Raw genomic sequence first — 16,767 nt, 5'->3', positions numbered from 1 at the left:
CCGTCCGCCAGGTCAACATTACGATGAGTAGTATACGGCCTCCCTAGACAATTTGCAATCAGGAATTGAATGCCTCACCAGGACAGTGGCAACGGCGTGACCAGATCCCACACCAGGCTGAGTCCACAGGCCAAGCTGCATATCCAGGCGAGCACCGTCCAAAACCGTGGGTTTCGGAGCCACTTCGCAAATCCATACGTCAAGGCCATTCCAGTCGCAAGCCCGCCCAAGTGCGCCATCCAGCCAATGGTCCCCAGATTCAAGATATCGATCACGACATTGACCGCGAGCACCATCAGCAACTGGTTGCGGACATATGGCGGGAACATGCCCATGAGTGCGAGCGTCAGCATCGCGCCAAACAGGCCAAAAATGGCGCCCGACGCGCCAGCCGACACCTGATCAGGAGTAATGGGCAGCGTCAGAAGACTCCCAACGGCCCCCGAGATGACGTACAACGAGATGAACACAGGTGTGGACAACGCCCGCTCCACAACGAACAAGGTCCACAGCGAGATCATATTCACAAGAATGTGCCAAAGGCTCAAATGGACAAACATCGTGCTCAGGATGCGAAACCACTGGCCATGTGTCACGAGCGGCGGGAATAGCGCGCCCGCGCGCAGGAGTCCAAACGTCGACTTGCCCGTGATGGTCTCGACGATGAGATACCAAAACACCGTGACGAGCAGAAAGGACCAGCCGGCCGGAGCGGGATCGCCGTATGGCGTCGGAGGTAAGAAGCGAACGCGCCACACGCGCTGACGTCGCCACATCGTGCATGTCACCTCGTCTGTTCAAAGTTCGCCGGAAGCCTCCAGCCGCTTCGCACCGCATCTTCCTCAAGGACTGTGTACCCGCGCTCATATGCGACCACCATGCGCTCCGGCGTGTAGTTCGGAAGCACGAGCCGCTGAAAACGTTCCACATAGGACGCTCGTGCGGCGGGATCGGCGAGAAGTCCTCGCAGCGCGTGCGCCAGAGCCTCAGCATCGCCGGAGGGCACCAACACCCCGGCTTCTCCGTCGAGCAACATTCGGCGAATACCCGGCACGTCCGCCCCGATGTTCGCAGCCCCGTAGTAACCAGCCTCCAAGATGGAGGTGGGAGCTCCCTCGCTTTTCGAGGGTAGAACGTGCACGTCAACTCCGCAATACAGCTGGCGCACATCCTGCAAATGTCCCAGGAAGTGCACCCGATTGCGCACCCCAAAGCGCTCCGCCGCAGCTTCTAATCTCGCGCGATCTCGCCCCTCGCCGGCGATAAGAAGATGGACGTCTAACTCTGCCAGGCGCGCCACTGCGGCGATGGCCACGTCAATCTGTTTCACCGGGTCCAGTCGCGCGGCAATGCCGATGAGCCTAGATTCCGGCGCCAGGCCTAGCCGGTTTCGCCACTCGGCTGCGCACATCTCCCGAGAAACCCGGGGTGATCGCGGAAAAAACGCATTCGGTACCTCTAGGATGGTTTTGCAAGGAAGAACGTCCCCGAGGGCAGGCTGCACAACGAAGAGGCCGCGCGCATGCGCGAGCCGCCAAAGATGGAGGGTGGGGAACAGAGACGCTTTCAAGCGATGCCCCTCAAAGTCGTAGCGCGGATGGCTGTGAATCGTGGCCGTCCAAAGCGCACCTCCGCGTGAAGCGGCAAACGAAGCGAGAATGTTCATGCGCGGTCCGTGCGAGTGGAGAATCCACGCTCGCTCACGTCGAAGCTCACGAGCCAAATCGCGCACTGCCCCAGCCGTCCCTGCCACCGCGCCGTGCCACATGCCCAACTGGCGCAATTCCTCCGCGAGCGGCCCGTCGCCCAGGCTGACAAAGCGGTAGCGGTAATCCAGATCCGCACCCTTCAGCGCCTTCGCCCAAGTCACAAGGTGCGTCGCTGCGCCGCCGACCTCATTCCCCGCAAAAAATACAATCACGGTGCGCTCCGAAGCCAACCGATTTCCCCCAACTCTATCAACAGGGGCGGTAACCCTGCATGGTGTGCGCCTGAATGTACCGGTCCAAATCCTCGTCGTCGAACCAGAACGGCCCTCGATACAGAAAGACGTAGTCCACGGGCGTATGGACACGCTCCGCCGTGAACGCGAGAATGTGATTTCTGCGAACCGTCACATCCGGCCAAACGTCTTCAAAACGCCGGTTGATCCGATTGTACTGCTCCGGCGTCATGCACGGCAGGAGGCAGACAAACGCCTCGTTGGGCAGTTCCAACACATCGTAATTCTTTCCGTCGTACTCGATGTTCAACCCCAAGCGCATCCGCAACCATCCTTATCAAGCAGAACCTCGATGTCGCCTATCTTCACACTCTCTGCAACCAGTATACTGGACAGCCCAGATAGGTACAAACAGCGCGCAACTTATTCGTACCTGAGGGCGTCGATCGGATTCAGGTTTGCGGCCTTCAAAGCCGGATACAGCCCGCAGACGATGCCAATGGACGCCGAAAAGACAAATGCCAACACGCCGACTGGCCAAGGTACAGAAGCAGGGATGCCTGTGAACACGCGCACGAGAACGCCCACGGCGAGTCCGGTGGCAATGCCGGCGACGCCTCCCAACGACGTGATGGCCATCGACTCGACCAGAAACTGAAATACGATGTCACGTTTTTTAGCACCGAGCGAGACGCGAATGCCAATCTCCTGCGTTCGCTCTGTGACCGAGACCAGCATGATATTCATGACGCCCACCCCGCCGACCAGCAGCGCAATACCTGCCACCGCGCCGATCACGGCGGTCAGAATCGTGGTCACCTTTCCGATCAAAGCGGCGACACTCGCAAGGAGGCCGGATGAATCGGCGAACGCGGAGGGGTCTCCTGCATGAATATTGAGCGCAAGCACGATTCGATTCGCCAGACTCTGGACATTGATCCCCGGCTTTGCGACCACATCCATCTCGGACGCCGTCCAGTTGGGGAAGATATCCTCGCACGTGGTATCGGGTATGTACAAATTGTCACTCCCCATCACAAGCGAGTACAGGCTCGCCTGCTCCGGCTGCGCCACGCCGATGACCTCGAGCGGCACACCTGACAGTGTGATGACGGCGCCGAGCGGATTTCCGCTCCCAAACAGCTTATTCGCGAGCGACTGACTGATGACCGCGACGTTCCGGTGGGACAAGACATCCTCCGGCGTGAACATACGGCCACGCACCACGACAAAACGGGCGAGACTGTCCAAGTCGGCAGGGCCCGCGAACAGGGTCACATTGTCTGACTTGTCCCCACTCTGCACGATGGCCGTGCCATAAAAAGTCTCATTCACGCTCTCCACACCGGAGAACGACGCGGCGATGGCGAGATCAGAATCGTCGATGGACAGAACCTGCCCTGGCTGTGGCAGGCCCGGCGCCACGAGCTCGCGCGGCACAATTTGAATGACGTTCCGCTGGCTTCCGCTTGAGATGGCCCCGATGACGAGCGCCTTGCCCCCGTTGCCGATTGCCACGATGGCGAGGATGGATGCCACGCCGATCCAGATGCCGAGCATCGTGAGGAACGCTCTGGTCTTGTTGGACGCCAGCGATGCAAAAGCCATGCGAAGCGTCTCATCGAGGTTCATGAAGCACCTCCTCACGAACCATCTCGCCGTCCACGATGTGAACAATCCGCTGGCCGGCTTGCGCCACGTTCCGGTCATGCGTGATGACCATCACCGTTCGGCCAGCCGCGTTGAGATCCCGGAGAATACGAAGGATCTCGCCACCCGTCTGCTGGTCAAGCGCGCCGGTGGGTTCATCGGCGAGCAAAATGGCGGGATCGTTCGCGAGCGCCCGGGCGATGGCGACGCGCTGCCGCTGCCCGCCCGACAGCTCATTGGGAAGGTGGTGCGCGCGATTGACCATGCCGACCATCTCGAGCAATTCCATGGCTCGCGCTCGCCGCTTCGCGCGAGGAACGCCGGCGTAAACCATGGGCAGCTCCACGTTTCGCAAGGCGGACATGCGCGGGATGAGATGAAAATTCTGAAACACAAATCCGATGTTCTGATTGCGCAGGCGTGCAAGATGGTTCGGCGGCAGTTGAAGCACCGACGCGCCGTTCAATTCATATTCGCCTGCCGTGGGCCGGTCCAGGAGTCCGACGATGTGCATGAGGGTCGATTTTCCACTGCCAGAGGGACCCATGACCGCGACAAACTCGCCTTTGTGGACCTCGAGGTCGATGCCCTTCAGCACAGGAACGACCTGGTCACCCACCGTATATGATTTCGTCACACCCAAGAGGCGAATCATGATGTGCGCACTGCCTCTCCGTTCACCAAATTGTCTGGCGGGTTGATCACGACGCGATCGCCAGTCGTTACCCCGGACAGAACCTGCACCGCGGTATCGCTCGTAAGACCAAGCTTGACCGATACCAAGTACACGCGCCCATTTCGCCACTGGTACACCGCATAGCCGGTGCCGTTCTGCACAATGGCGCTGTAGGGCACCGTGGGCACGGGCGACGGCGAGCGGCTGAGGATGCGGCACGTGAGTTGGTACCCGTAAGGCACCGGGAACGATCCGCGCGGCTGCACGGTGACCTCCACGATCGGCGCTCCGCTTGAGGAGAGTTCAGCATACGGCGCGATGGACGTCACGGTACCTGTAAACGTCTGGTTGGGATAGGCATCCGTTTGCATGGTGGCCGTCATGCCGAGCTTGATCTGGGCCGCGTCGACTTCCGAGAGGTCCATGACGACGTCCTTCGCTGGGGAAGCCACCTCGACGACGGGCGTCTGATTCCCGTCCGCGTCCACGCCGTTCGGATTCGCGATGAGCACAACGCCAGCGAGCGTCGCGGTGATGGTCAACTGCGCCTTGCTGGCCTCTGCCTGAGCGAGTTGACTTCTGGCGGATGCCACAGAAGCCTCCGCGGCGTTCAGCTGCGGAAGAAAGAGCGCCTTCAGCGCCGTCGGCGCCTGGTTGTACTGCGCCAGCACACGTTGGTACGCCGATTCAGCGTCTTGGAGCGCCGATTGCGCAGCCTGCACGCTGGCCGCCGCGGAAGCGGTGCTCAACTGAAGAAGCGGCTGTCCGGTTTGAACGCGCTGCCCCACGTGCACCAGCACGCGCTCGACGGGAGCCGGCAGATTGTCCAAATTCACGATCTGACGGGCCACCGGGCGGACCGTGCCCGAGGCGAGCGTGACCCGCTGAATGCGCTGAAGCGCAACGGGCGCCGTTTGCACCACAGGCATGGAACTGCGCGATCGCCACACGGCGAGCGCAAACACCAGAATCGCCGCGAGAACGCACGCGATGCCCACCACGACGCCGACGCGTCGGCCTGTCCGCTTTTCCGACGTGATGGCCAACGACAACCCCTCCCGAGCAAGTCACGTAGTTAAGATACCACATGGGCCCTTGAACCGACATCGAAGGACATGGCAGGTTTCGCGCCGGCATACACATGGGACAAACGGGTGAAGTGAGGTGCCCCTCGTTGAAACCGAGATGGGTTTGTCGAATCGTCGGGTGGCTTTACGCGGCGCTTGGCGCGGCAGGCACCTTGAGTCGGGACATCGGCGCTTACTTTCGCTTTACGTCCGTGGAAGCGTACCTGTATCTCGCGCTGGGTGTCTGGGCCGTCTGGGCCGCCCGCCGCCGCACGCGCACCAGCGTGCTTGCACTTCTCTGCATCGGGATTCTCTCCTTCGCTTGGTCCCTGTCGCCGTGGATGGGGCTTCCGCATGCCGTCCTCCGCACCATGGGATCTCAGCAACCGCTGGATTTGCTGATTCGGGAACTCGTGGCCATTTGGGGCATCGGTACGGCGGTCAAGGCCGTGCTGGACTGGCGCTCGTCCCATCGATCCACCACCTCATGATCCTTCGTCGGCGCCGATCACGGGACATACTACCGCGTGTGAACCGATGACACCGAGGAGGGATTGGGCATGAAGGTTCAGCAGATCATGACCACCGACGTCGCGTGCTGCGAGGCCACGGACTCCATCCAGAAGGCCGCGCAGGCCATGAAACGGGAAAACTGCGGATCCGTTCCCGTGTGCGAACATCGGCGCGTGGTGGGCATTGTGACAGATCGCGACATCGTGCTGAAGGCCGTGGCACAGGGCAAGTTCGACTGCCGAGTTGAGGATTGTATGACCAAATCCGTCATCACTGGGCGGCCCGATATGGATGCGCACGAAGCCGCGGATCTCATGGCGCAACACCAGATCCGGCGCCTGCCCATCGTGGACGAGCGCGGCGATCTGTGCGGAATCCTTTCCATTGGCGATCTCGCCACAGTCGACATTCACGTCAACGAGGCTGGCGCGGCGCTCAGCAAAATTTCCGCGCCAACCGAGGCCCAGAACAACATCGTCCACTGATGAACCGCATCGGTTCGCCAACACCCCGCACGCGCGGGGTGTTGTTTTTGCGAAGGCCGAGCACGATGAAAAGGGCTGGAGTCTGCGCCCCAGCCCTTTGCGCGAGAATTGCCTCAGACGGCATCTGATCCGCCCTGCGCCAAACGCTCCTGCGCATAGCGGACAAGTTTTTTGGTAATACTTCCACCGATGGAACCGTTCTCGTATGAAGAGACGAACCCCCAGTAGCCGTCCGCAGGCGGCGTGATGCCGAGTTCTCCGGCAATCTCATACTTCATGTCCTGCAGCGCTCGCGAAGCTTGCCCAAGCAACAGGCGATTGCTTCTCGCCATGATGCATCCCTCCCTGGCAATAGCATGCCCCGGGAGAGCGGGGCGCCCGCTGCGAATTCGAGCCAAGGAGCGAAAGCGATGGCACGGCTCCCGGCGTTCCAAAATGCGGCGCCATGCCGGGCGCACCGAAAACGGCGCACCCCTGAGGGGGGCGCGCCGCAGACCAGGCCTTGAAGAGACCCCATCAGCGCTCGCTGAGCGGAACAAACTTGCGATCCGTCGGCCCGACGTACTCGGCCCGGGGACGGATGAGTCGATTGTTCTTGTACTGCTCAAGAACGTGTGCCGTCCATCCCGAGATGCGACTGCACGCGAAAATGGGCGTGTACAGGTGTGTCGGAATGCCGAGCGAATAATACAGTGACGCGGAGTAAAAGTCCACATTCGCATGCAGGCCCTTGACTTCAAGAATGTGGTTCTCGATGGACTGTGACATCTCGAACCATTTGGTTTCGCCCTTCAGCTCGCCCGACTGCCTGCTGAGCTGCCGAAGATGTGTCGCGCGCGGATCTTCCGTCCGGTACACGCGATGGCCAAAGCCCATGATTTTCTTCTTCTGCGCGAGCGCCTCGTCGATCCAGGCAATGGCCTTGGCGGGATCGCCAATTTCAAGCAACATGCGCATCACCTGCTCGTTGGCGCCGCCGTGCAGAGGCCCCTTGAGCGTCCCGATGGCCGACGTGATGGCGGAATACATGTCGGACAGTGTGCCGGCCGTGACGCGCGCCGAGAACGTCGAGGCATTCAATTCGTGATCTGCGTGCAGGATAAGTGCAGTATTGAAGGCTTTCTCCTCGAATTCCGAGGGCTTGGTGCCGCGGAGGAGATAGAAGAAGTTCGCAGCGGCGCTCAGCGAAGGATCCGGCTGCACGGGATCCAGCCCCTGACGGATGCGCTCGAACGAGGTGACGATGGTCGGGATTTTCGCGACGAGACGCGCCGCTTTCCGGTAGTTGGCCTCAAGGCTTTCGTCTCCGTCATCGGGATCGTACAAACCGAGGAACGAAACCGCCGTGCGAAGGACCGCCATTGCATTCGCGTCCTTCGGCAACCGTTTCAAAAGGTCGAGCACGGGCTCCGCGAGCGCCCGCTCCCCTGCGAGCTCCTCGGTGAACGCTTTCAGCTGCGACTGATTCGGCAGTTCGCCGTGCCATAGAAGGTACACGACCTCTTCGAAGGACGCGCCGCCGTCGACGAGATCGTGAATATCATACCCGTAGTACAGAAGGCGCCCCTGTTTTCCATCCAAGAAGCAGATTTCGGACGTGTTGGACACCACGTCTTCCAACCCGGCTTTGAATGTCGTTTCCGCTGCCATCAGCAGAACCTCCTCGTCCCTCGCGATCTCGCCCGCATCCCCTGGGTCTCAGCGAGATCGCCCAATGCCGTATTTTGTACTCGGTCATTATACTACATCCGTCGGTGCGCTCAAAAACCGTCAAGTTTCGGCAAGACAAGGATACGCGGGCTGTCATGCCATGGCGGCCATCCATCCAGCGACGGCGAGGAGCACAAGGCCCGTCAACCGCTCCGCCGGCAGCTTCTCCAGGCGTGAGGCGAGGAAGCGCCCCGCCTCGAGCCCAGCGACGGTGAGAAGAAAGCTCACGGTGCCAAACACGATCCCGGCGACGGCGAGCGGAGCGCGCATCATGCCGAGGCTGAAGCCAACCGTGAGGTTGTCGATGGACAGCGCGATGGCGAGCAGAATGATCTGCAGACCGCGGGCACGCTCTACGGCCTCCAGTTCGTCCTCTTCCTCGCGCCGCTTGAACAGGCTGTACAGGCCGAGCAGCGCCAAGATGGCGATGCCTGCGATGTGCGCGCTTCGGCCGAGCACGCTCGCCACCTCGCGCCCCACCCAGATGCCAAGGACGGGCATCCACGCCTCGAAGATGGCAAAGAGGATGGCGACGCGCCACTGCGCGCGGCGGGTGAGCCCAGACGCGCCAAGCCCGACGGCGGCCAGTCCGTTGTCGAGTCCGATTCCGAGGCCAATAAAAAGCAGTTGCGTCAACACGGTGGGCCATCCTCTCCAGCCCGCGTCCAGATGGGTCCCGTGGGCACATCGAAGTGGCGCAGCGCATCCCCCACGAACGACTGGGTGCCGACGAGGAGGACGAGATCGTCCCGCGACGCCGCCCCAAGGGCTGAGCGAATGGCGTCGTCTGGATTGGCTTCGCGGGACGCGGCATAGCCGAGCGCCGCCGCGAGCGAAACCAGATCCCGCGTGAAATGGAGCGCTGGGTTCGTGGTCTCGGTGAACAGGATGCGATGCGCGATGGGCCCGAGTTCGCGTATCACGCCTTCGGCGTCCTTGTCGTCGGGCAGGGACAGGACGAGATGAATGCGGCCGCCCTCACCTCGCCGCGCGCGCCAGGCTTCGGCGAATCGGCGCACGTACGCCGCGCTCAGGCTGTGGATGGCTCCGTCGATCACGACGTCCGGCTCGCGCCGCACGCGCTGCAGCCGCCCAATCAGCACGAGGCCGCGCAGATCCACGGCGATGTCCTGCACCGGTCGGCCGAGATCGCGCAACACCCGATGCGCCGCAGCGGCGGAAGCGGCAAGGTTGTCTGCGTACGGCACGAGACGCTCATCCACCTGGATGTCCGCGATGAAGCCGGGGCCGCGGACCTGCACGCGCGTGCGGGCGTCGTCGAGGGACCACTCGAGGTCGTTGCCGACTTCATACACCTCGCCGCCTTTGGCGCGAAACGCCGTCAAAAAGGGCGCCATCACCTTGCGCGACAGCGGCGGCTGCAAACTTAACGACGCCCACGCCGCGTGTTCTGTCAGGATGCCCATTTTGGCGATCACGACATCTTCCCAACTGGGCCCCAGCCTGTCCAGGTGTTCGCCGAAGATGGGCGCGATGATGGCCCCGCGATGCACCACCTGGTTGACGTCGTCGTGGCGCGCGCCGCGGCCGAGTTCGTACACGGCGGCCTCGACGCCCTGTTCCTCGTACCATCTGGCGGCCATGGCGGCCACGAGCCCCACGGGGCCGATATATTGATCCTCCGGCACGGGAAGCGCCGACGCAGCCTCACGGACCATTCCGCCGACGCGGACAAAGTCCTCTTCCGCAATCGGCATGCCCTGCAGCCGAATTCGCTCGAGAAAATCGATCAAGTGAGGGCTCGTGAAGAGTCCGACGCGCACGCCCATCTGCTGAAGAATGGCGGCGGTGAGGATGGCGTGTGAGCCCTTCCCTTTGCTTCCGGTCACGGCGACGTTGTATACGCGCTCGTCCGGCCGGCCCATCGCGTCGAGCAGCCGCCTCGTCCACTCGGGGTGGCGCACGTCGCGATCGAACCCCTGCCTAAGCTCGCGCGGCACGCGGCTATAAGAGGAAAAGATCCAGCGAATCATTTCGGTCACTTGTTCCGCAATTGGCGTCATGAACGAACGTCCCTCGCTCTCCGCGGGTAGTGTATCACAGGGCGAGGCGCGCGCAAACAGACGGCCGCCGGGCGGCGATACCCGGCGGCCGACGAGGCATTCCTTGTTTACGCGTAGACGAGCTGATACGGACGGCGCGAAGTCTCGTACGCGGCGATCTCGGCCTCGTACTGAAGCGTGATGCCGATGTCGTCCAGTCCATGCAGCAGCATGTGCCGCTTGTGCGGATCGATCTCGAAGGAGAGGTTCACGCCGTGCTCGGTCGCGACCGTCTGCTGCTCCAGATCCACCGTCATCCGCCGCCATTCGCCGCGCGCGTGGGCCTCCGAGAGTTGCTTGTAGAGATCGCGCGGGATGCGAATGGGAAGAAGCCCGTTTTTGAAGCAGTTGTTGTAGAAGATGTCGGCGAACGACGGGGCGAGGATGACCCGAAACCCGTAGTCGCGAAGCGCCCATACCGCGTGTTCGCGGGACGATCCGCAGCCGAAGTTGTCGTCGACGAGCAGGATGGTCGCGCCCTGGGCTTCCGGCCGGTTCAGTTCAAACTCAGGATTGGGCGATCCGTCCGGCAGGTACCGCCAGTCAAAGAACAGAAACTCGCCGAACCCGTCGCGCTCGATCCGCTTGAGAAATTGCTTGGGGATGATTTGGTCCGTGTCCACGTTGACGCGGTTCATGCAGGCCACGAGACCTTCGTGCTTGACCATGGGCTCCATCACGCCGTCACTCCTTCCGAGGTCAACTCGCGCACGTCGACGAAGTGCCCGGCGAGGGCCGCGGCGGCCGCCATGGCTGGGCTGACGAGATGCGTGCGGGCGCCCTTGCCCTGCCTGCCTTCGAAGTTGCGGTTGGACGTCGATGCGCACCGCTCACCGGCCGGGATGATGTCGGGATTCATGCCGAGGCATGCGCTGCAGCCAGGCTCACGCCATTCGAAGCCTGCTTCGAGGAAGATCTCGTGAAGTCCCTCAGCCTCTGCCTGCTGCTTCACCTGCTTCGATCCCGGCACCACCACCGCGCGCACGCCATCCGCGACGCGCCTGCCCTTGACGATGCTCGCGGCCAAGCGCAGATCCTCGATGCGTGCATTGGTGCACGACCCGATGAACACGTGCTGGATGGGGATCTCCGAGATTTTGGTTCCCGGCTTCAGGTCCATGTACTCAAGCGCCTGGCGGATGGCCAGCGCCTCCTCCTCGGACTTCGCGTCCTTCGGATCCGGCACGGCGCCGCTGATGCCGACCCCCTGCCCGGGATTGGTTCCCCATGTCACCTGCGGCTCGAGATCATTCACATCCAAGACAACGTCGACGTCAAAGACGGCGTCGGGATCGGACTTTAGGTCCCGCCACGCGGCGACGCACGCCTCCCAATCCGCGCCCTTCGGCGCATAGCGCCGGCCCTGCACATAGGCGATGGTGGTCTCGTCCGGCGCCATCATGCCCGCACGGGCGCCGAACTCGATGGACATGTTGCAGATGGTCATCCGCTGCTCCATGCTGAGCTCGGGGATCAGGCTTCCCGCGTACTCCACGACGTGACCTGTGCCGAAATTCACGCCATATTTCGCAATGAGGCCCAAGATCACGTCCTTGGCGGTGACGCCCGGTTGAAGCGAGCCATTCAGCTGAATGCGCATGGTCTTCGGCCGGCTCTGCCAGAGGCACTGCGTGGCCAGCACGTGTTCTACCTCGCTCGTGCCAATACCAAAGGCAAGCGCGCCGAACGCGCCATGCGTCGACGTGTGGCTGTCGCCGCAGACAATCGTCTTCCCCGGCATGGTGAGCCCAAGCTCCGGACCGATGACGTGCACAATTCCCTGGAAAGGACTGTCGAGCCCCGCGAGTTGAACGCCAAATTCGCGGCAGTTCTGTTCCAGCGTCTCAATCTGCTTGCGCGCGATGGCGTCCCGGACATCCTTCGGATTCACCGTCGGCACGTTGTGATCCATGGTCGCAAACGTCAACTCGGGCCCGCGCACCTTGCGCCCCGCGAAGCGAAGTCCGGCAAACGCTTGAGGCGACGTCACCTCGTGGACGAGATGCAGGTCAATGTAGAGAAGCGTCTGTCCATCGGGCAGTTCCTTGACCACGTGCGCGTCCCAGACTTTTTCGAACAACGTCTTCCCCATCAAGCGAGCCTCCTTTTCACGTCTTCGCAAACCATAGCGCTCACTTCCGCCGTCCTGACAAATGCTTCGCCACTCCGGGCGAGATCGCGCGTGCGAATGCCCTGCTCAATGACGCCATGCACCGCCTGCTCGATGGCGTCCGCAGCCTCGGGAAAGTGCAGAGAATGGCGCATCATGAGCGCCACGGAAAGGAACGTCGCCAACGGATTGGCGAGGCCCTGTCCGGCGATATCCGGCGCAGACCCGTGCACCGGCTCGTACAGGCCGGGCCCCGCTTCACCCAGGCTCGCCGACGGCAGCATGCCGATGGATCCCGTGATGACGGCCGCCTCGTCGCTCAAGATGTCGCCGAACATGTTCTCCGTCACGATGACGTCGAACGTCTTCGGCCGCGTGATGATCTGCATCGCGGCATTGTCCACCAGCAGGTGCTCCACCGAAACGCCGGGATACGCTGCCGCGACCTCCTCGACCACCTCGCGCCACACGCGGCTTGACTCGAGCACGTTCGCCTTGTCGACCGATGTCAGGCGCCCCCGCCTGCCTTTGGCGAGTTCAAAGGCCATCTTTACCACGCGGCGAATCTCGGCGCGGGTGTAATGAAGCGTGTCCACCACCGCCTCGCCGCCATCGAGGCGCGCCTTTGGCTGGCCGAAATAGAGCCCTCCCGTCAACTCGCGGACGATGATGAAGTCCACGCCCTCGACAAGCTCCGGCTTGAGCGGCGAAGCGAGCAACAACCCCGGCCACGTCTGAATGGGTCGAAGATTTGCGTACACTTCAAGCGCCTTGCGAATGCCGAGCAGACCTGCCTCCGGGCGCTTGTCGCCGGGCAGATGGTCCCACTTCGGTCCGCCCACTGCGCCGAGCAAAACGGCGTCCGCGGCCTGGCAGAGCCGCAAGGTCTCGTCCGGCAAGGGCGAGCCGGTCTGGTCCAACGCGGCGCCGCCGATCAGTCCCTCCTCGAGATTCCACGTCTCTCCCCGGCTCGCGGCAACGATTTGGACCAGCTTGACCGCCTCCGCCGTCACTTCCCGTCCAATGCCATCTCCAGGCAAGATCGCGATGTTCTTTGTCATGCCATCCGTCCCTTTCATCCGGTCTTGCAGAGTGCAGAGGCGGGCACACGCTGCGCCCGCCCTGTCTTGAGACGCCGCGCGATCACGCCCGATCCGCGGTGGCCGGGACGCGATCGTCCCCTGGGCGCTTCGCTTTGATGAACGGCATCATGCTGCGCAGCTTGCGTCCCACCACCTCAATGGGATGCTCCAGTTCGCGCCGGTTGATGGCGTTGAACATCGGCCGGTTGGCCTGGTTCTCAAGAATCCAGCTCTTCGCGAAAGCGCCGCTTTGAATGTCGGCGAGGATGCGGCGCATCTCCTTCTTCGTCTCCTCATTGATGACGCGCGGGCCGGATGTGAAGTCGCCCCACTGGGCCGTGTCCGAGATGGAATACCGCATGTACTCCAAGCCGCCTTCGTAGATGAGGTCGACGATGAGCTTCATCTCGTGCAGGCACTCAAAGTACGCAATCTCCGGCTGGTATCCGGCCTCCACCAGCGTCTCGAAGCCCGCCTTGATGAGCGCGGACAGCCCTCCGCAGAGAACCGCCTGCTCGCCGAACAGATCCGTCTCGGTCTCCTCGCGGAAGCTGGTAGTGAGGATTCCGGCCCGCCCCGCGCCGATGCCGCGCGCATACGCGAGCGCGAGGTCCTTCGCTTGACCGCTCGCATCCTGATGCACAGCGATGAGTGCCGGCACACCGCCCCCTGCTTCATACACGCGGCGCACGAGATGTCCCGGGCCCTTCGGCGCCACCATGAACACGTCCACGTCTTTCGGCGGCTGAATCTGAGAGAAGTGAATGTTGAACCCGTGGGCAAACGCGAGCGCCTTGCCCGCTGTGAGATACGGGCGGATTTCCCGCTCATAGACGGCCGGCTGCCGCTCGTCCGGCAACAGGATCATGATGACATCCGATTCTTCCACCGCCTCGCCGACCGCCATGACCCGAAACCCATCGGCCTCCGCTTTGGCCCAGGACGAACCAGGCCGAAGCCCGATCACGACGTCAAAACCGCTGTCCCGGAGGTTTTGCGCGTGCGCGTGTCCTTGAGAGCCGTAGCCAATGACGGCAATGCGCTTGTCCGCCAGCGGCTGAATCGAGATGTCCGCATCATAGTAGATTTTTTCCATGAACATTCACTCCTCACCTATGTAGGGATTGTGGCAAAGCATCACGCTGCCATTGAATTTTCTGGCGGGGCTCAGCGCCCCGCCTACCTCCAGGGAGTCAAATCAGATGTGGAGGACCTGCGCCTCTCCGGCGCGCTTCGGATCCGCTGAAGACGCCGCCTCGCGCTGCAGTGCCGTCAGCCCCGTGCGCGCAAGTTCGCGAATCCCATACGGACGGAGCAGCGCGATGAGCGCGTCGATCTTCTCCGCGTCCCCGGTCACCTGCACCGTCACCGTCTCGCGCCCGACGTCGACGACGTTCGCCCGGAACGGCTCAATGAGCGAATGGATGATCGCCCGCTCGGCGATGGGACTCGACACGCGGATGAGCGCCAGATCTCGCGCGACCATCGCCTGATCCGTGAGATCGGTCACCTTCAGCACGTCGATCTGCTTGTGAAGCTGCTTCATCACCTGCTCCAGCGCAGCCTCGTCCATGTCGCTCATGACAATCGTCATGCGCGAAATCTCCGGGTTTTCCGTAATGCAGACGGTGAGGCTCTGGATGTTGAACCCCTTGCGCATGAACAGCGCGGTGATGCGGTTGAGAACCCCGGGTTTGTTGTGCACAAGCACCGACAGAACGGGCGTCATGGTTTCACCCCCACCATCTGGTGGATTCCGGTGCCTGGCGCGACCATCGGATACACGTTCTCGTTGGGATCCACCACGCACTCCAACAGACCCGGACCCGGCTCGCTGAGAAACGCCTCAAGCGCAGAGGCCAGCTCCTCGTCACGCTCGACGCGCGCCGAGGGGATGCGATACGCCTCGCCCAACTTGACGAAGTCAGGCTGCCACGGCAACAGCGACTCCGAGTACCGCTCGCCGTGGAACATCTCCTGCCACTGCCTCACCATGCCGAGTGCGCTGTTGTTGACGATCACGACCTTGATGGGCAACTGGTATTCGCCGATCACGGCAAGCTCCTGCAATGTCATCTGGAACCCCGCGTCGCCCAGAATGGCCACCACGAGCTTATCCGGCCGTCCGAAGTGCGCACCGATGGCGGCCGGCAACCCGAAGCCCATCGTGCCCAAACCACCGGATGTCACCCACCGATCCGGCCGGTTCAACGGAAAGAACTGCGCGGCCCACATCTGGTGTTGACCGACGTCCGTCGTGACCACCGCGTCCCCTTTGGTAATCCGCGCGATCTCGGCGATGAGCCGCTGCGGCTTGATCCGGTCTCCATCTTGCACCCACCAAAACGGAAGCTCCCGCTTCACCCGCAGCAGTTCCTCGCGCCACGCGGCGGCGTCCGGCGCCGGAACGTCGATGCTGAGCATCATGGCGAGCGCCTCACCGACGTCGCCCACCACCGGTATGTCGGTCGGGACGTTTTTGCCGATCTCGGCCGGATCGATGTCGATGTGCGCCACCACTGCGTGTGGCGCGAAGTGCTCCAACTTGCCCGTCAGCCGATCATCGAATCGGGCGCCGAGATTGATGAGAAAGTCCGTCTCGTACAGCGCCTTGTTGGCTGCTGCGCTTCCGTGCATACCGCCCATGCCGAGGCAGAGCGCGTGAGACGCCGGAAAGCCGCCGAGTCCCAGCAGCGTCTGCACGACGGGAAGCTGGTACTTTTCGACGAAGGCCAGCAGTTTGTCGGTCGCCCTGGCATGCAATATGCCCGCTCCCGCCAGCACCACCGGCCGCTTCGCGTGTTGCAGGCCGTGCATCAGCTTCCGAATCTGCATGTGGTGAGGCACGACCGTCGGCTGATAACCCGGCAGCTGCGGCGGATCGTCATACGCGAACCACGCCTCTTCCCCCGAAACATCCTTGGGAATATCGATCAGCACAGGCCCTTTGCGGCCCGAGTTTGCGATGTGGAACGCTTCTTTGAAGACCTTCGGAATCTCCGACGCGTGCCGAATTTGATAATTGTGCTTGGTGATGGGCGTCGAGATCCCGATGATGGACGTCTCCTGAAACGCGTCGGTGCCAATCACCGTCTTTGCCACCTGACCCGTGATGGCGACGAGCGGAATGCTGTCCATCATCGCGTCGGCCAAGCCGGTGACAAGGTTGGTGGCCCCTGGCCCGCTTGTGGCAATCACGACGCCCGGCTTTCCCGTTACGCGAGCGTAGCCCTCCGCAGCGTGAATGGCGCCTTGCTCATGGCGTGTCAACACGTGGCGAATACCACATTGGTAGAGCGCGTCGTACAGCGGCAGCACCGCCCCACCGGGATACCCGAAGATGACCTCGACCTGTTCCCTGCGCAGCGCCTCTACGACCATGTCGGCACCTTTCATCCACATGGCTCCGCCTTCTCCCGAGCGCGTCAGCGTCTCGTCATCTGCCGGTTTCGACATTCCAGGCATCGCG

18 protein-coding genes are annotated in these 16,767 nt (G+C 62.4%); 2 read left to right on the top strand and 16 right to left on the bottom strand.

The annotated features are described in order from the left end of the window. Window positions 1–74: 74 nt before the first annotated feature. The 6 genes from AMA01_RS00405 to AMA01_RS00380 form a co-directional block, all read right to left on the bottom strand. A complete protein-coding gene (locus tag AMA01_RS00405; RefSeq protein ID WP_067845655.1) occupies window positions 75–776 on the bottom strand; it encodes a rhomboid family intramembrane serine protease in 702 nt (233 codons plus the stop codon). An 8-nt stretch (window positions 777–784) separates the two neighbouring features. Continuing rightward, entirely contained in the window at window positions 785–1,939 is a 1,155-nt protein-coding gene (locus AMA01_RS00400) for a glycosyltransferase family 4 protein (RefSeq protein WP_067845652.1), read from the bottom strand. A 19-nt stretch (window positions 1,940–1,958) separates the two neighbouring features. Continuing rightward, window positions 1,959–2,264: a hypothetical protein gene (locus AMA01_RS00395; protein WP_008340235.1), complete on the bottom strand. Its 306-nt coding sequence runs from the start codon at window positions 2,262–2,264 to the stop codon at window positions 1,959–1,961. A gap of 101 nt (window positions 2,265–2,365) precedes the next feature. Next, entirely contained in the window at window positions 2,366–3,574 is a 1,209-nt protein-coding gene (locus AMA01_RS00390; protein WP_067845650.1) for an ABC transporter permease, read from the bottom strand. After that, a complete protein-coding gene (locus tag AMA01_RS00385) occupies window positions 3,561–4,247 on the bottom strand; it encodes an ABC transporter ATP-binding protein (RefSeq protein WP_067845647.1) in 687 nt (228 codons plus the stop codon). Before AMA01_RS00385 ends, AMA01_RS00390 begins: the two co-directional genes overlap by 14 nt. Continuing rightward, entirely contained in the window at window positions 4,244–5,314 is a 1,071-nt protein-coding gene (locus AMA01_RS00380) for an efflux RND transporter periplasmic adaptor subunit (RefSeq protein ID WP_067845644.1), read from the bottom strand. Before AMA01_RS00380 ends, AMA01_RS00385 begins: the two co-directional genes overlap by 4 nt. Window positions 5,315–5,442: 128 nt before the next feature. Between AMA01_RS00380 and AMA01_RS00375 the strand changes: the two genes are divergently transcribed. After that, complete coding sequence (locus AMA01_RS00375; protein ID WP_067845642.1) at window positions 5,443–5,826, top strand: hypothetical protein; 384 nt, start codon at window positions 5,443–5,445, stop codon at window positions 5,824–5,826. A 69-nt stretch (window positions 5,827–5,895) separates the two neighbouring features. Then, window positions 5,896–6,333 (top strand): CBS domain-containing protein, encoded by a 438-nt coding sequence (locus AMA01_RS00370; protein WP_067845639.1) that lies wholly within the window; start codon window positions 5,896–5,898, stop codon window positions 6,331–6,333. Window positions 6,334–6,446: 113 nt separating this feature from the next. Here AMA01_RS00370 and AMA01_RS00365 read toward each other — a convergent pair whose 3' ends face one another. From AMA01_RS00365 to ilvB, 10 genes are all read right to left on the bottom strand, one after another. Further along, window positions 6,447–6,665 carry an alpha/beta-type small acid-soluble spore protein gene (locus tag AMA01_RS00365; RefSeq protein WP_067845636.1) on the bottom strand — a complete coding sequence of 73 codons (219 nt, stop codon included), beginning with the start codon at window positions 6,663–6,665 and terminating at the stop codon, window positions 6,447–6,449. A gap of 184 nt (window positions 6,666–6,849) precedes the next feature. Next, window positions 6,850–7,983: a citrate synthase gene (locus AMA01_RS00360; protein WP_067845630.1), complete on the bottom strand. Its 1,134-nt coding sequence runs from the start codon at window positions 7,981–7,983 to the stop codon at window positions 6,850–6,852. 153 nt (window positions 7,984–8,136) lie between these two features. Next, the gene (locus AMA01_RS00355) at window positions 8,137–8,682 is read right to left on the bottom strand and encodes a manganese efflux pump MntP (protein WP_067845622.1); all 546 of its coding nucleotides are present in this window, start codon (window positions 8,680–8,682) and stop codon (window positions 8,137–8,139) included. Further along, window positions 8,676–10,067, bottom strand: a complete 1,392-nt coding sequence (locus AMA01_RS00350; RefSeq protein ID WP_067845617.1) for a glutamate ligase domain-containing protein — start codon at window positions 10,065–10,067, stop codon at window positions 8,676–8,678. Before AMA01_RS00350 ends, AMA01_RS00355 begins: the two co-directional genes overlap by 7 nt. 107 nt (window positions 10,068–10,174) lie before the next feature. Next, window positions 10,175–10,783 carry a 3-isopropylmalate dehydratase small subunit gene (gene leuD / locus AMA01_RS00345; protein ID WP_067845616.1) on the bottom strand — a complete coding sequence of 203 codons (609 nt, stop codon included), beginning with the start codon at window positions 10,781–10,783 and terminating at the stop codon, window positions 10,175–10,177. After that, on the bottom strand, window positions 10,783–12,198 hold the full coding sequence (gene leuC / locus AMA01_RS00340; protein ID WP_067845614.1) for a 3-isopropylmalate dehydratase large subunit: 1,416 nt from the start codon (window positions 12,196–12,198) through the stop codon (window positions 10,783–10,785). Before leuC ends, leuD begins: the two co-directional genes overlap by 1 nt. Beyond that, entirely contained in the window at window positions 12,198–13,277 is a 1,080-nt protein-coding gene (gene leuB / locus AMA01_RS00335; RefSeq protein ID WP_067845611.1) for a 3-isopropylmalate dehydrogenase, read from the bottom strand. The genes leuC and leuB overlap by 1 nt, the downstream gene beginning before the upstream one ends. Window positions 13,278–13,359: 82 nt before the next feature. After that, window positions 13,360–14,394, bottom strand: a complete 1,035-nt coding sequence (gene ilvC / locus AMA01_RS00330; RefSeq protein ID WP_067845609.1) for a ketol-acid reductoisomerase — start codon at window positions 14,392–14,394, stop codon at window positions 13,360–13,362. A 102-nt stretch (window positions 14,395–14,496) separates the two neighbouring features. After that, complete coding sequence (gene ilvN, locus AMA01_RS00325) at window positions 14,497–15,027, bottom strand: acetolactate synthase small subunit (RefSeq protein ID WP_067845607.1); 531 nt, start codon at window positions 15,025–15,027, stop codon at window positions 14,497–14,499. After that, on the bottom strand, window positions 15,024–16,754 hold the full coding sequence (ilvB, locus tag AMA01_RS00320; RefSeq protein WP_067846080.1) for a biosynthetic-type acetolactate synthase large subunit: 1,731 nt from the start codon (window positions 16,752–16,754) through the stop codon (window positions 15,024–15,026). The genes ilvN and ilvB overlap by 4 nt, the downstream gene beginning before the upstream one ends. Between the last annotated feature and the right edge of the window lie 13 nt (window positions 16,755–16,767).

This window comes from Alicyclobacillus mali NBRC 102425, from assembly GCF_001570745.1.
GTDB lineage: Bacteria > Bacillota > Bacilli > Alicyclobacillales > Alicyclobacillaceae > Alicyclobacillus > Alicyclobacillus mali.
This window is presented reverse-complemented; position numbering and strand designations above follow the sequence as displayed.